Source organism: Enterococcus bulliens (assembly GCF_053761865.1).
In genome coordinates this window covers 71,505-86,581 of sequence record NZ_JBSMXK010000001.1, presented here as the reverse complement: position 1 = coordinate 86,581, position 15,077 = coordinate 71,505, and the positions used below count along the sequence as shown (strand labels likewise).

General features: G+C 35.3%; 18 protein-coding genes and 2 pseudogenes. All 20 read left to right on the top strand.

Annotated features, from left to right (window positions below; translation table 11 throughout):
- The first annotated feature begins 35 nt into the window (after positions 1-35).
- Complete coding sequence (locus ACWOEC_RS00485; RefSeq protein WP_455305363.1) at positions 36-473, top strand: flagellar export protein FliJ; 438 nt, start codon at positions 36-38, stop codon at positions 471-473.
- Positions 474-2,402, top strand: a complete 1,929-nt coding sequence (locus tag ACWOEC_RS00480) for a flagellar hook-length control protein FliK (protein WP_455305362.1) — start codon at positions 474-476, stop codon at positions 2,400-2,402.
- A 13-nt stretch (positions 2,403-2,415) separates the two neighbouring features.
- A complete protein-coding gene (locus ACWOEC_RS00475; RefSeq protein ID WP_455305361.1) occupies positions 2,416-2,841 on the top strand; it encodes a flagellar hook capping FlgD N-terminal domain-containing protein in 426 nt (141 codons plus the stop codon).
- Between the two features lie 33 nt (positions 2,842-2,874).
- Positions 2,875-3,783, top strand: coding sequence for a flagellar hook-basal body complex protein (locus ACWOEC_RS00470; RefSeq protein ID WP_455305360.1), 909 nt, complete (start codon positions 2,875-2,877; stop codon positions 3,781-3,783).
- 12 nt (positions 3,784-3,795) lie between these two features.
- Positions 3,796-4,014 carry a flagellar FlbD family protein gene (locus ACWOEC_RS00465; protein ID WP_455305359.1) on the top strand — a complete coding sequence of 73 codons (219 nt, stop codon included), beginning with the start codon at positions 3,796-3,798 and terminating at the stop codon, positions 4,012-4,014.
- Positions 4,007-4,477 (top strand): flagellar basal body-associated FliL family protein, encoded by a 471-nt coding sequence (locus tag ACWOEC_RS00460; protein ID WP_455305358.1) that lies wholly within the window; start codon positions 4,007-4,009, stop codon positions 4,475-4,477. The genes ACWOEC_RS00465 and ACWOEC_RS00460 overlap by 8 nt, the downstream gene beginning before the upstream one ends.
- 16 nt (positions 4,478-4,493) lie before the next feature.
- Positions 4,494-4,853 carry a flagellar biosynthetic protein FliO gene (locus ACWOEC_RS00455; protein WP_455305357.1) on the top strand — a complete coding sequence of 120 codons (360 nt, stop codon included), beginning with the start codon at positions 4,494-4,496 and terminating at the stop codon, positions 4,851-4,853.
- On the top strand, positions 4,850-5,611 hold the full coding sequence (fliP, locus tag ACWOEC_RS00450) for a flagellar type III secretion system pore protein FliP (RefSeq protein WP_455305356.1): 762 nt from the start codon (positions 4,850-4,852) through the stop codon (positions 5,609-5,611). Before ACWOEC_RS00455 ends, fliP begins: the two co-directional genes overlap by 4 nt.
- Positions 5,612-5,621: 10 nt before the next feature.
- Positions 5,622-5,885: a flagellar biosynthesis protein FliQ gene (fliQ, locus tag ACWOEC_RS00445; protein WP_455305355.1), complete on the top strand. Its 264-nt coding sequence runs from the start codon at positions 5,622-5,624 to the stop codon at positions 5,883-5,885.
- A gap of 11 nt (positions 5,886-5,896) precedes the next feature.
- On the top strand, positions 5,897-6,646 hold the full coding sequence (gene fliR / locus ACWOEC_RS00440) for a flagellar biosynthetic protein FliR (RefSeq protein WP_455305354.1): 750 nt from the start codon (positions 5,897-5,899) through the stop codon (positions 6,644-6,646).
- A 16-nt stretch (positions 6,647-6,662) separates the two neighbouring features.
- Positions 6,663-7,724 (top strand): flagellar biosynthesis protein FlhB, encoded by a 1,062-nt coding sequence (gene flhB / locus ACWOEC_RS00435; RefSeq protein ID WP_455305353.1) that lies wholly within the window; start codon positions 6,663-6,665, stop codon positions 7,722-7,724.
- Between the two features lie 17 nt (positions 7,725-7,741).
- Positions 7,742-9,811: pseudogene (gene flhA / locus ACWOEC_RS00430) on the top strand (flagellar biosynthesis protein FlhA).
- Positions 9,812-9,831: 20 nt separating this feature from the next.
- The gene (locus ACWOEC_RS00425) at positions 9,832-10,416 is read left to right on the top strand and encodes a sigma-70 family RNA polymerase sigma factor (RefSeq protein ID WP_455305352.1); all 585 of its coding nucleotides are present in this window, start codon (positions 9,832-9,834) and stop codon (positions 10,414-10,416) included.
- A gap of 12 nt (positions 10,417-10,428) precedes the next feature.
- A pseudogene (locus ACWOEC_RS00420) lies at positions 10,429-10,533 on the top strand (sigma-70 family RNA polymerase sigma factor); the annotation flags it as partial.
- Positions 10,530-11,228 (top strand): flagellar hook-basal body protein, encoded by a 699-nt coding sequence (locus ACWOEC_RS00415; RefSeq protein WP_455305351.1) that lies wholly within the window; start codon positions 10,530-10,532, stop codon positions 11,226-11,228. The pseudogene ACWOEC_RS00420 and the gene ACWOEC_RS00415, both read left to right, overlap by 4 nt.
- Positions 11,229-11,240: 12 nt before the next feature.
- Complete coding sequence (locus ACWOEC_RS00410; protein ID WP_455305350.1) at positions 11,241-12,017, top strand: flagellar hook-basal body protein; 777 nt, start codon at positions 11,241-11,243, stop codon at positions 12,015-12,017.
- An 11-nt stretch (positions 12,018-12,028) separates the two neighbouring features.
- Complete coding sequence (locus ACWOEC_RS00405; RefSeq protein WP_455305349.1) at positions 12,029-12,739, top strand: cell division ATP-binding protein FtsE; 711 nt, start codon at positions 12,029-12,031, stop codon at positions 12,737-12,739.
- Positions 12,740-12,856: 117 nt separating this feature from the next.
- Positions 12,857-14,098, top strand: coding sequence for a methyl-accepting chemotaxis protein (locus ACWOEC_RS00400; protein WP_455305348.1), 1,242 nt, complete (start codon positions 12,857-12,859; stop codon positions 14,096-14,098).
- A 19-nt stretch (positions 14,099-14,117) separates the two neighbouring features.
- The gene (locus tag ACWOEC_RS00395) at positions 14,118-14,597 is read left to right on the top strand and encodes a chemotaxis protein CheW (protein ID WP_455305347.1); all 480 of its coding nucleotides are present in this window, start codon (positions 14,118-14,120) and stop codon (positions 14,595-14,597) included.
- Positions 14,581-15,075, top strand: coding sequence for a chemotaxis protein CheD (locus ACWOEC_RS00390; protein ID WP_455305346.1), 495 nt, complete (start codon positions 14,581-14,583; stop codon positions 15,073-15,075). The genes ACWOEC_RS00395 and ACWOEC_RS00390 overlap by 17 nt, the downstream gene beginning before the upstream one ends.
- The last annotated feature ends 2 nt before the right edge of the window (positions 15,076-15,077 follow it).

Sequence of the window (15,077 nt, the reverse complement as noted above, 5' to 3'; positions counted from 1 at the left end):
CGATAGATGAATGTCTATAGATTGTGATGTGACGTATGAAACCATTTAAATTCAGATTAGAAAATATTTATCAAATCAGAAAAAAAGAAGAGCAACTTGCACAACAATTGTATCTTTTTAAACAGCAACAGGTACTTGAAAAACAGCAAGAGATCCAAAAACTCGATTACGAGAAGCAACAGATCTTGGCAGAAAAAAATAGTTCTATCGAGTATATGAAATTATCGTATCAGTATGCAGCAAAAATAGAAGAAGTTATTTTTGAAGAATATGCACGTTTGTCCTTGCTCCAAGATGCTGTAGATGAAGCATTAGCAAGTCTTTCTCAAACTCGTAAAAAAGGTAAAATTTTAGAAAAGTTAAGAGAGAGACAAGAAAGTTCATTTTTAGAAGAAATGAAGAAACACGAGCAAAGAGAACTAGATGAATTTAAGTACTATCCTTTATTTATATCAAAGAAGGGAGATCACTAGATGAAAATCGATCAAGCTACTGTAAATGAAAGAAGTCAATTTACACTTAATGAATCAACTATCGAGCAACAATTTTTATTTAAAACGATAATCAGTGAAATGACGAACACAATGCAAAAACAAGAACCGATCGATTCTGTTCCTTCTCAAGTTTTAGAACCTATAGTACTGCTACCAAATGATTCATTAGACTTATCTAAAAAAACTAAAAAAGAAGAGTCTAGACAGTTTGACGGGAATTCATCTTTAACCCAATCAGTAGAGTATTCATTGATAGACGAAATGAGTCGTTATCAAGATGATCAAAATCCCGAATCAGTGATCCAGACAGAAGATAGACAAAATGACGATACTGATATAAATGCAAAGAAACCTATTGAAGGAAATTTATTACAGGAACCAGCATCTCAAATACAAATAACAAATAATCATTTGATAGTAACTAACAATCGCGATCCAGAATCACAGAAGACCCCTGAACTGGTTGCTCCTACAACTGACAGACCTTCTCAAAAAATACTTAACAGCAAAGAAGAGCCAGTTGTATCTTCACAGTTAATCAATCAAACGCATGTTTTATCCCCAGTCAATGAGCTAGATCAAGTAGTTCATGATCCAAGCGAGCAAGTAGGAAATGATTTAGTTAATCGACATCAAACAAATATTGCGAGTGAACAAGTGAGTGAAGCAACTGAACACACGCCACTCTTTTTTAAACATACAACTAAAGAACCAAATAGGATTGTCGCTCAAACGAACTTGAAAACAGAGGATATCGATTTTGATCAGGTTTCTCTCAAAGCTTCGCTAACTGAAGGAACTAAACAAGAAGAGCCTAAACAAAGAGATTCTGTTGTACCTTCACAACTAATCAATCAAACTCATGTTTTACTACCAGTCCGTGCGTCAAAACAAGTGGTTGAAAATGTGAGTGAACTTAGACAATCGTTAAATAGAGTAGCTGTTTATCCATATCAAAATCAAATTGAGCAAATAGCGGTGAATACTGCTGGAAATTTGATATCGATGCAAGAGAATATCAAGGATTATTCTATTGAACAGAATGTAACAAATACTTTATCAAAAGAACCACCATTAGCTGATAGTCAACAAGGTACCATAAAAGAAGTGGCTGGCTCAGACATCTTCGTAAAACAAAACGATTCATCCAAGAAGCAATTACCAGTAGAAGATGCAGAAATGAAACAAACGATCCCAACATCTTTACTAGTATCTAGTGATTTTTCGACTAAAAGGCTATCAAAAATCGACCGAGTAGTATCAGAAAAAAGTATAGTATCTAGTGTCGCAAATACAGTTTATGATGAAACAACAGATCAAAGATTGATGACTAATATCCAAACAATGGGTACCAGTCCATTAATCCCTACGCAATCAAGCGAAAATACTATAACGATACCGATAGTGACTAAAGATGGCTTATCAATGATGGATCAAAAAAGTGAGAAAGCTTTGTTTCAAACATTGAACGAAGGAATGCAAAAGTTAAAGCATAATGGTGATAAACAACAAATTACTATCCAGTTGTTTCCAGATTCTTTAGGTAAAGTAGAAGTGAAATTGAGTATGAAGCAAGATACGATCGATTTGCAGTTTAAAATGGATAACTTGCATACAAAAACGCTGTTTGAATCCGTGACGCATAAGTTTCAAGAAATTTTAACCAAAGTCGACCATGTAGAGCATATATCCAATCAACCTATTTCAAAGGTGGATTCTCAACTTGTGGTCCACGATCTCAATGATATTAAACCACAAGCACAACTAGATAGTGGAGGGGCATTTCAGCAAAATCAAGAAAAAACAGCTTATAAAAAAAGAACTTTTCAACCTAGTTCAGAAATCGGACAAAGTGATTTTGATGTGAAAGAGTCAATCAGAGAAGGGAATATCAGTATATTAGTATAAGGAGGGAGTAGGTATGGATACAAATTTAACTCAAGCAGTAGCAGCTGGTAGTCAACTTCAACAAGCAAATCAGATTAAAAAAACTTCCGACATTTCTATGGATGATTTTTTAAAGATTTTAGCAGCATCGATGAGCAATCCATCGATGGGAGGATCGGATAGTTCATCTAGTTCTAGCGGTACAGATTATATTTCACAACTTGTTCAGTTTACAACGCTAGAGCAGCTGAATACATTAGGTGATACGTTAAATTCTTCTACAATGATTGCGCAACAACAACAAGCTTTTGGTTTAATCGGTAAAGAAGTAAAAGTAATAGGAGACACTAGCGAAGTTACAGGAAAAGTTGAAAAAGTCCGCTTCGCAAATGGGTATGCTACTTTAGTCATACAAGGTAAAGAGTATGCTATGGGAGCATTACAAGAAGTAGCGGAATAAAAAGGAAACAATAAAAAATAGGGGGAATTATTTATGTTGAAATCACTTTACTCAGGCGTTAGCGGAATGAAAAATCTACAAGTTAAAATGGATGTTGTTTCAAATAATATTGCCAATGTCAATACAGCGGGATTTAAAGCAAGTCGAGTTGTTTTTGAAGATATGATCAATCAAACGACAGCAACAGCAACTGCTCCAGATGGAAATGCTGGTGGAGTAAATGGAAAACAAATTGGATTGGGAGTCCAAGTCGGTTCGATTGACACTATGACAGGTGCAGGTGCACCACAAACAACTGGAAGACTGCTGGATTTTTATATACAGGGTTCAGGTTATTTTATGGTTCAAGGTTCAGGTGCAAATCCTGAAACATATTATACACGTGATGGCGCTTTTTTACGCGATAGCAATGGCACGCTAACGAATAGTGCTGGAATGAAAGTATTAGGTCAAAAAGTAACTGCAGCAAATGGAGCAGTCGAATATACAGATGGATTTAAAGAAGATGGGAATCTAACTCCAGCAACAAGTACGGCTGATTTAGCGCCAATCGATATTCCAGCAACAATTCAAGTTGGGAACCAAACAGTATCTTTTAGCACAATGAATATTGATGCAAATGGATTGGTTACTGCTAAATATGGGGATAAAACCTACGTTATGGGGAAAATGAATATTGCAACGTTTAACAATCCTGAAGGTTTAGAACATGTAGGTGGAAATAATTATACTGCCTCTGCTAACTCAGGTACTGCTATTGTTTCTGGAGCAGGAAATAACGGCTCTGGTAAATTGCAGTCAGGTGCTTTAGAAATGTCGAATGTGGATCTATCAAATGAATTTACTGAAATGATTATCGCTAGTCGTGCCTATCAAGCAAACTCCAGAAGTATCACGACTTCAGATGAAATGTTACAAGAATTAATTAATTTGAAACGTTAATAGGGGAAATAGATGATAAAACTATCTGATTTAGCTCATCATTCTTTTTATCTCAATCCAGAATTGATTTATCGGATTGATGAGTTACCAGATACGATCATAACTATGACAACCGGTGAACGAGTAATTGTATCAGAGTCTGCTCGAGAAGTTGTCCATCGTATCTTGAATTACCGTCGTCATATCAGCTTTCCAATACTCAGTAAAGAAGAGGATGAACAACTTGAATAAAGAAAAGAATCGTATGCCTATTATTTGGATCGTGATCGTAGTTGTATTAGCTATTGTTGGAAGCGTAGGAGGCACTTATCTAACAAATAAATTTTTAGCACATCCGTCTGATAATAAAGCACAAGCAGCAGAAACAACTAGAGTATCCAAGGATGAAGTATTAGTTGCGATGGATGAATTTTTAGTTAATTTAGCTAAAAATGGAAAAGACGATCCACAATATATCCGGATAAAATTATCCTTATTGACAGAAGATAAAAGTTCTAGTGAAGAATTGACACAAAATATTGCTGTCGTACGCGACAGTGTAGTTAATCTTTTAAGACAAAAAAAGGCAGACGAAATTTTGAGTACTGCCGATAGTGTTGCAAATTTGAAAAAACAAATTTTAGATGCTGTTAATAAAGAATATGGTTCGCCAATCGTTAAAGAAGTTTTTGTAACTGATTTAGTCGTTCAATAAAGAAAGTAGCGTAAATATGAATACAGTCTTATCTATTATCAAAATGATTTTTTTCTTAGGTATTATTTTATATCTAATCAGTTTAGCAATGAAATTTTTAAATCGGTATACTACGCAACAGCATTCTGATTTTCAAGTAGTAAAAAAAATTGCCACTACTAAAAACTCAGCTATTGGTATCGTCAAAATTATCGATACTTTTTATGTGATGAGTTTTTCAGAACAACAAAATACAATTTTAAGAGAACTAACAGTAACAGAAGCGAAAAATTTAGAAGAAAATCTAGTAACATATACTGCTCAAAAAAATGAAGAATTAGAAAAATTAGTGTTTATTGCTAAGGAGCGATTTAAGAAAGGTTTTAAAAAATCATGAAAAAAAAACTTTCTAGAGTATATGGTCTACTCCTATTTATCAGTTGTTTCTTGCCACAACAAGTATCAGCTGTGACCGTAGATGAGGCTACACCAATTATCAAAAATTTATTTTCTTCAGATTTTAGTTCAAATCAAACGATCAGTACTTTTTTGATTTTAACTATTATTTCGATTGTTCCTATCTTGTTGATCATGACGACTGCATTTACACGGATCATCATGGTACTTTCATTCGTTCGTAGTGCATTAGGGACACAACAAAATCCACCGAATCAAGTTTTACTTGGGTTGGCCTTATTTTTAACATTTTTTATCATGAAACCCGTATATATGGATATCAATCAACAAGCTTTGCAACCTTACATAAATCAAGAAATCACACAAACAGAATTTTTGAATAAATCAGAAAATCGTATTAAGCAATTTATGTATAAACAAACTAGAGAAAAAGATATTCGCCTATTTAGTGAACTTTCGGAAAACAAAGAGGTTAGGTATAAAAATTCTGATGAAGTACCTCTAACGATTATGACACCAGCATTTATTATTAGTGAACTTAGAACAGCATTTAGTATTGGATTTTTATTGTTTTTACCATTTTTGATTATCGACTTAGTCGTCTCGAGTATCTTGATGTCAATGGGAATGATGATGTTATCGCCGATTATGATTTCATTACCATTTAAATTACTATTATTTGTTTTAGTAGATGGTTGGTATCTCGTTGTAGAGTCATTAGTGAAAAGTTTTTATTAAGGAGTAAATCATGACAGTAGAAATCGTATTAGATGTTGTGAAAGGTGCACTCATTCGGACTTTGTTGATTGCAGGACCGACTTTAGTGATTAGCATGATCGTAGGACTGATCATTAGTATTATTCAGGCAACTACACAGATCCAAGAACAAACACTAAGTTTTGTTCCTAAGCTCGTGGCGATTTTCGTGACGTTGATTTTAGCTGGAAATTTTATGCTAAATATTTTGATCGAATTTACAAGACACCTATTTGAGCTCATTGCGAAGATGTAAGGAGCGAAAAAATGCTTGAAGCGAGTTTATTGATTTTTGTACGTATTTTATTTTTTATTTTATTATGTCCAGTATTTAGTTCAAAAACAGTTCCTAATTTAGTAAAAATATCGTTTAGTGTGATATTGACAATTGTCGTTATCCAAGTATTGCCAATTGAACAACTTCAAGGCTATTCATGGAATATATTATTGATTGTCTACATTATCAAAGAAATTTTATTTGGTTTTGCCTTAGGTTTTTTAAGTCAATTAGTTTTTGTAGGAATCGAGATGGCTGGACAACTCATTGACTTTCAAGTGGGATTCTCAATGGCACAAGTCTATGATCCTACTTTTCAAATGAGTGCTTCGCCATATGGAAAACTATATTACTGGCTTGGGATCAGCTTATTTTTTATTTTAGATTTACATCAGCTAGTAATCAAAGGCTTAGTGGAATCATTTCAATTAGTGCCGATCGGAACTGTTTCATTTAATGGAGTCAAAATTGAAGGGATAATCCAATTATTTTTAAAAGTAGTTGAAATCGGTTTGAATTTAGCAGCTCCAATTGTGATTGCTTTACTTGTGATCGATTTGATTTTAGGGATCTTATCTCGAGCTGTTCCCCAAATCAATTTATTGATGTTAAGTTTATCGATTAAAACAGGGATTAGTTTTTGTTTCTTTTTATATCTTATTCCTAATATTTTTCATTACTTGAGCAAAGTATTGCCATTGTCTTATCAATATGTCGAACAATTGATCCAATCTTTTTAAGTGGAGGAATCATCATATGGAAAAGGATGGAAAAACAGAAAAACCCACCCCGAAACGGTTGCGCGATTCCCGAAAAAAAGGTGAAGTTGGAAAATCACAAGATTTACCGATTGCATTATCTGTATTGGGCTTTGCTTTTTTACTTAGTCCATTTGTACTATATCTTTTCAAGCAATTTATTCCTTATTTGAAAGGATATTTGGAAAATATAGGAGATTATCAGGTTCGCTTTGCAAGCTTACCAAATATACTGATTCATAGTATATTGCTCTTTTTTATCCTTGGAATTCCATTTTTTTTGCTTGCCATGGCTTTAGGTTTTTTAACAAATATTGTTCAAGTAGGCTTTTTAATTTCACCTAAGGCATTGAAACCTTCATTTAAACGTCTTAATCCGTTTACAAATTTTAAGCAATTGATTGGCCCACAAGCGTTTATGAACACTGGAAAAACGATCGCGAAACTATTGATAGTCGTTTTATTTTGCTATCAAGAATTTATCAATTCATTAGCAGAGTTGATCAATACAAGTACATTTGGTATCCAAAAACTGGTTTTATTTTTTTTAGATGTAATCCATCGTTTGTTTCTTAAAGTAGCGATTTTACTTGTTGTATTAGGAATATTGGATTATATCTTTCAAAAATATCAGTATAAAAAACGCTTGAAGATGTCAAAACAAGAAGTGAAAGAAGAATACAAACAAATGGAAGGTGATCCCAAAGTCAAAGCACAGCGTCGAGCACAATATCAAGCGATGGTCCGTAATTCAGTGGCTAATGTAAAACAAGCAACCGTCGTTGTGACAAATCCAACACATTTTGCGATTGCGATTAGATACGATGAGCAAAAAGATGCTGTTCCTGTCGTTTTAGCAAAGGGGATGGACCGTGTGGCGCAGAAAATGAAACAAGAAGCCGAAAAACAAAACATACCAATGATTGAAAATCGGCCTGTAGCAAGAGCATTGTATGACAAAGTTGAACCGGGTCAGGCAATTCCGTTAGAATTTTATGAATCCCTAGCAGAAATCATTGCGCTTGTATATCAACTTGAACATAAAGCGAAAAAAGAATAGATAGCTGGAGGAATATCGTGAATAATACTGCAACAAAGAAGAAATCTGCACTAAGTATGGCAGACATATTGATCTCATTACTGGTAGTTGGAATCATCACTTTGATCATTATTCCGTTACCTGCTTTTTTACTAGATATTTTAATTATTGTGAACTTGACTTTAGCTATCAATATTTTATTGATCACATTTTTTACGCGTTCAGTTTTGGAGTTCGCCACATTTCCTACTTTGCTATTGATCACAACGATGTTTCGTTTAGGGTTGAATCTTTCTTCGACTCGTTTGATCTTGACTTCTGGAAATGGAGGTCATGTAATCGATGCGTTTGCTAATGTTGTAGCTGGGAAGAACTATATCGTAGGAATCATTTTATTTGTGATCATCATGATTGTGCAACTTGTTGTCATTACAAATGGATCAGGTCGAGTATCTGAAGTTTCCGCACGATTCACACTAGACGCGATGCCAGGAAAACAGATGGCGATCGATTCAGATTTAAATAGTGGATTGATTACTGAAGAAGAAGCTAGAAAACGTCGAAAAGATTTGCAACGAGAGGCAGATTTTTATGGTTCGATGGATGGAGCGAGTAAATTTGTTAAAGGAGATGCTATTGCTAGCCTTTTGATCACTATGATCAATCTAATTGGTGGAGCGATTATCTTTTCAGTAAATGGTGAACTCTCAATTACAGAAGCATTATCACAATTTGGTAAACTAGCAATTGGTGATGGTCTAGTCAGTTCGATTCCCTCATTACTGATTTCTATTGCATCTGGTGTTATCGTTACACGTTCTGATAATAATAGTTCCTTTGGTTTAGATATCGTAAAAGATATGACACGTAATCCATCTCTCTTTAGGATGATCAGTGGAATATTAGTTCTATTAGGGTTAGTACCAGGCTTCCCCACGATTCCTTTTTTAGCGATGGGTGCGATCGTATTTTTATTAAGTACAGTAATTACAAAGCAAGAAGAACAGCAAGAAGCAGAAAAAATCAAACAAGAACAGACCTTAGCATTGCAACGTAAAAAAGAATTATTAGAAGAAGATGATTCTGTAGCCTCCTTTCAAGTTGAACCGATCGCTATCGAAATTGGTTACGGTCTGATTCAATTAGTCGATTAAGCAAATGAACATAGTCTGATGAATCGTATCGTGTCGATCAGAAAGCAAAGCGCTAAAGAGCTAGGGATTTTAGTTAGTCCAGTGCGTATCCGCGATAATCTTTATTTAGATGCAAATGATTATTCAATCAAAATCAGAGGGAATGAAGTAGGAAAAGGCGATATTTACCCGAGTAAATGGATGGTGATCAGTCCCACAGATGATGTCATTCCTTTTCACGGTATTGCAACCAAAGAGCCGGCGTTTCATCTAGATGCGATGTGGGTAGACGAAGCTGAAAAAGAACAAGCTGAACTACAGGGATACACCGTGATCGAACCTTTAACTGTGATTGCGACACATCTTAAAGAAATTATTTATCAGCATGCACCAGAGTTATTAGGACGACAAGAAGTACAAAAACTACTCGATGGTATTAAAGATCAATACAATGTCGTAATCGATGAATTGATTCCAGATATCTTGAGACTAGGTGAAGTTCAAAAAGTATTGCAAAATTTATTAGAAGAGCAAATACCGATCAATGATCTAGCTAGCATCCTCGAAACTCTAGCTGACTATGGATCGACGACGAGAGATACCGAGATCTTAACTGAATATGTTCGTCAGTCCCTAAAACGCACAATCGCTGCTCGTTACATGGCAGAAAATCAGCTGAATGTTGCGATCATTCAACCACAAATCGAAGAAATCGTATTGCAAAGTATCCAAAAAACAACAACAGGTTCATATCCTGTATTAAAGCCTGATGTAGTGACACAAATTTTTGATGCAGTAGCAAATATGCAAATGCAAGTCGAAGCGAATCAACCATTTGTTATTTTAGCTTCTCCTAAAATTCGATTAGCATTTCGTAAATTGATTGCATTTAATTTTCCAAATCTTGCTGTTTTGTCGCTAAATGAAATTCCAAATGAAATTACGATCGAGACGATCGGAAACATTGTAATTTAAGAGAAATGAGGTGAGTATGTTTGTATGAACGAACATTAGAGCAAGAAATTCTCCAACATTTACCGTTGATCCATCAAGTGATCTATCGGATGTCGATCAATAATTCTGAATATGAATATGATGATTTGTTCAATATCGGTGTTATTGGATTGATGGATGCTGTAAAACGTTATGATAAGTCAAAGAATGTCCCATTTGAAGTTTACGCACGTTTACGGATCAAAGGTACGATCATTGATGAGGTTCGTAAGCATGCTAAAATCTCTCGTTATAAAGTGAGTGCGTTAAATCAATTTTATGAAGCTAGAAGAACACTCGAACAACGCTATAAACGTAATGTTTCTGATCAAGAAGTCGCAGATTTTTTACATTTAACACCGCAAAAATTATCTGAATTGTATGAAAGTATGCATTATTTATCGCAAATTTCTTTAGAAGATACGTTGTTACAACACCCCTTACCAGAACGATATATCTATGAATCTAATGCAACGATCGATGCAACAGAGCAATTGATAAAATCCGAACAAGAAACGCAACTTACTTCTGTCATCAAACAACTTTCTAAGCGAGATCAGTTGATTTTGAGTTTATATTATGAGTAAGAATTAACGCTAAAAGAAATCGCCGAAGTACTCGATCTTTCAACACCTCGAATCTCGCAACTACATGGCAAAATTTTGGTCGAGCTAAGGCAAAAACTATCGGAGGATATGACATGATCAAAGGAATAGATACGATACAACATAATGTGCAGTTAGTTCAAAAACGTCAAGAAATTACAAGCGGGAATCTCGCAAATGCGAACACGTCAGGTTATCAAGCAGCAAGAGCTTTTCAATCTACATTAAAAGAAGTGCAATTTCATAATTATCAAGGTGGTAAAAATGGCGGCAATCGTCTCGAAGTAGGGAGTTTACCATATGGGAACCAACTTGATACAGTTCAGTACGATACCTCTAGAGGAAGTATCACGCAAACAGGTCGTGATACAGATTTTTCAGTCGCACAAGATGGATACTTTACGATTCAATTACCTGATGGTACAAATGCGTATACACGAAATGGTAATTTTAAACTAAACGCCCAAAATCAATATACCACTCAAGAAAATTATCTTGTTTTGAATAACCAAAACCAACCTGTCACAAAAGATCAGTGGCAGACCTTTCAAATCAATCGAATCGATGATCAAGCTGTGCTACAAAGTCAAGGTTACACGTATAAACAGACAGCAAACGTACAAAGAATCACTGCAGATATTCGCCAAGGAAGTTTAGAAAATTCAAATGTTTCGATGACAGATGAAATGATCGCCATGTTGCAACAATCACGCGAATATGAAGGGAACCAAAAAGTACTTAGCACGTTAAATGAAACACTAAAAAAAGCCACATCTGAATTTGCCAGAATGTAGAGGTGAGAGAAAATGAATATGAGTCAACTATTTTCGATTGGTCAATCTAATTTAAATGCGATTCAAAAGGGATTGGATACGACATCGAATAATATTGCAAATGCAAACACAACAGGATATCAAACACAAGAGATGTCTTTTCATGAATTGATACATAATGAAATCACAAACGATGAAGTGATAACGAACAATCCTGGATTTTCAGTAACAAGAGGAAATGCTTCAAGTGTCCAAAGTCAAAAGATTGAACAAGGAGGACTACAAGCTACGGGTAGATCGCTAGATTTAGCCATTGAAGGAAATAGCTTTTTTGCAGCTACTGCTCCAGATGGAAATATTTACTACACTAGAGCAGGCGATTTTCATCAAGATAGCGATCAACGACTTGTGACAAAAGAAGGCTGGCCGGTGATGATGAACTCTATCATTCCGAATGCACAGTGGCCTAAAGGAACGATTGAGATTGACCAATCAGGGAATATAACAATCTCGTCTAATAATCAACAAACAACTGTAGGAAAAATTGGACTATTTCAAATTCCAAATACAGAACAGCTTTCTAAAACTGATCGTGGATATTTTCAAGCAAATGATACACCTGTTTTTTCTTCTTTAACACAAGGTGGAGACTTTGGCCGGATCCGCAGTGGCTACTTGGAAAATTCGACCGTGGATCTAGCAAAAGAAATGACAGATCTGATTGTGTTACAACGGATATATGGAATGAATACAAAAGCTGTTCAAACCGCAGATGAATTATGGCAAGTTGCGAATCGTTTTACAGAGTAAAGGAAAATAAAATGATTAATTTTAAAGAGGTTACGAAGCTTGCACAAAGAGGGCAAGTGATTTTAGATCAAGTATCATTTACTGTTAGGGAAGGCGAATTTATTTATTTAGTTGGCGCTAGTGGTTCAGGAAAAACGTCGATTTTCAAATTGATGACTCGTGAGTGGGAATTGGATTCAGGTTCGATCAAAATCGGGACATATCCAATCGAAAAAATCAAAGAACAACAATTATATATTTTAAGAAGAAAAATTGGTTTGATTCCACAAGAAGACTTTTTTTTACCAAGTCAGACAGTTTACGCTAATTTAGCCTATGTATTATCCGCTTTAGATGTGAAAAAACGTGAGTGGAGCCAAAGAATCGATAGTGTACTAGCGCAAGTAGGCATGCAAGCATATAGCCACGCATTGCCAGAAGAACTTTCTGTAGGACAGTCTAAGCGTATAGCGATCGCTAGAGCCTTGATCACCAACCCTCCCATCATCGTAGCCGATGAACCCACAGCTAATCTAGATGCGAAGTCTGCTGTTGAGATTATGAAGTTGTTCTATCGTTTCCATCAAAGAGGAACAACAGTCTTAGTTTCAACTCATGATAGTACGATGGTGAATACTTTTCGGAATCGAGTGTTGGAATTATCTCACGGGCGATTGATCCGTGACGAACAGCTAGGAAGCTACACTCGCTTTGCTGATCCTAAAGATGTATACGTATTTTAATAATGAAAAACACTTAAGATTTTAGATAAATGGTCGATATCCTTACTGTAACAATATATTTTTACTCGTATCAAAAATATGCTTGTTATCAACCAAAAATGGAGGGTAGGGATTTTCGTGAATCAAAAACAAAAGTTAGGTAGTGTCTACGCACTAAGTATTATCATTTTAGCATTGATCGTGTATTTGTTTTTTAAGAGTGCGACACTTTCATTGCTAGGATATATAATCTTTTTTGTCCTATTAATCATCATACAAGGACTGACCTATTTTGGTCTAATGGCAATCAAGAAAACACCAACAGATGTCAAGCTTTTAAAAGAAGTGGATCAAGCATCAAAGGGAGATTTTTCATTTTTCAATGACCAGATAGACAAAAAACAATCACCATTGAAAGAAGCCTTTGTACGTTTATTAAATACATTTAAAGCGATGATCATTGGTATGAAAGACGAAAGCCAAAGAATGAGTACCTTAGTGACGAGTTTATCAAAAGATGCGAGTGATACCCGTCAAACAGTCGCAACAATCAAAGAAACGATGGCTACAATCACAGAAGATGCGTATAATCAAGCAACTGAAGCAGCACAAACAGTAGAACAAATGGAAGCTTTAGCAACTAGTATTGAATCAGTCAATGAGCAGATCGAGCAAATGACATCATCAGTAGACAACTCACGTAGATCAAATGAGATCAATACTAAAGTAGTTAAACAAGTAGCGGATACGTGGGAAGAAGAACGTGAAACGCAAGCTCGTTTAGTTCAAGAAATGACAGAAATGAATACAGATATTCAAAGTATCGGTAAGATTGTAGCTTTGATAAATGATATTTCTGAACAAACGAATTTACTTGCGCTAAATGCTTCGATCGAAGCCGCGCGTGCAGGAGAAGCAGGTAGAGGATTTGCTATCGTAGCCGAAGAAGTTCGGAATTTAGCTGAACAAAGTAGTGATTCTACTAAAAATATCAAAGAGATTATTGAACTGATTCGCAATAAATCGGAACACATTGTATCACAAGCAGACCGTTCATATAAAAATGGTGAAGAACAATCACAATCCATCGAACATGCGCTAAGTTCAGCTAGTGATATTTCAAATAGTGTTTTGCAATTTGTTACAAGTATCGAACAGGTCAAACAACATATGCTTGATATCTTAGATAAAAAAGAAACGGTTAGTCTTTCTGTGGATCGAGTTTCTTTAACAGCAACGAATACTTCTGCTAGTACTCAGGAAATTTCAGCAAACTTGGATGATTTCTATCAAGTAATTGAAGGACTAGAAGAGAGTGTTCAGGAAATGGAAACAATGGCCTCGATTATGGAATTCCAAGTATCAAGCTTCAAAATATAATTAAAAGGACACGAATGCAATGGAACAGTATGTTATTTTTCAATCACACCAGCAATATTTTGCACTGTCTGTACTAGATGTTGTACGTGTTATCGAAGTAGAAGCAATCACTTCACTTCCTGAGGTTCCTCAATTTGTGCTTGGAGTATATGATTTTCAGGGGGAAATGATCCCAATCATCGATGTTGGGCAAAAACTATTTTTAAAAGAAACCGATCAAACAAGTGAATCTAAAATCATTTTATGCACTTGGAAAAGTCATACAATCGGGCTAGTAGTAGAAACAATCCAATCAATCGGCACGCTAACTAAAGCTTCTTATGAAGAAAATGAGCTTAATAATACGATCAAACAACACTATATCGCAGAATTTTTAAAATTAGATACACAATTAGTTTTATTACTCGACTTAGCTTACTTTTTTACATTACAGCAAGAAGAAATGATGCTTGAGCAGTTTGATCATTTAGAGGGTAATCTCGATGGATATGAGCAATGAAGTAAAAGTCAAGATTTCGGACTATCGAATTAGTCAAGGACCAGGTCGCTTGATTACTGTTGGCCTAGGATCTTGCGTTGGTACATTGATTTATGATGAACGACAAAAAATAGCAGGTTTGAGCCACATCATGTTACCGGAAAGTTTGCCCTTTTCACATAAAGAACCACTAAAAAGCGCGAAATTTGCTGATTTAGCACTTCCGGAAATGGTAGCAGAAATAAAGAAGATTGTTCCTAAAGCACGGTTGAAAGCTAAGATCGTCGGCGGAGCAACAATGTTTGATTTACCTCTACAAGCCAATCAATTATCAATTGGTGAACGAAATATACAAGCAGTTGAGAAAACATTACAGAAATTAGGTATCCCGATTATTGCCCGCGAAATTGGTGGAAATTCTGGTCGTACGATGATTGTCGATTTAGAGACATTTGCTACTACTGTACGAGTAGTCAACCATCCAATCGTGAACATTTAATG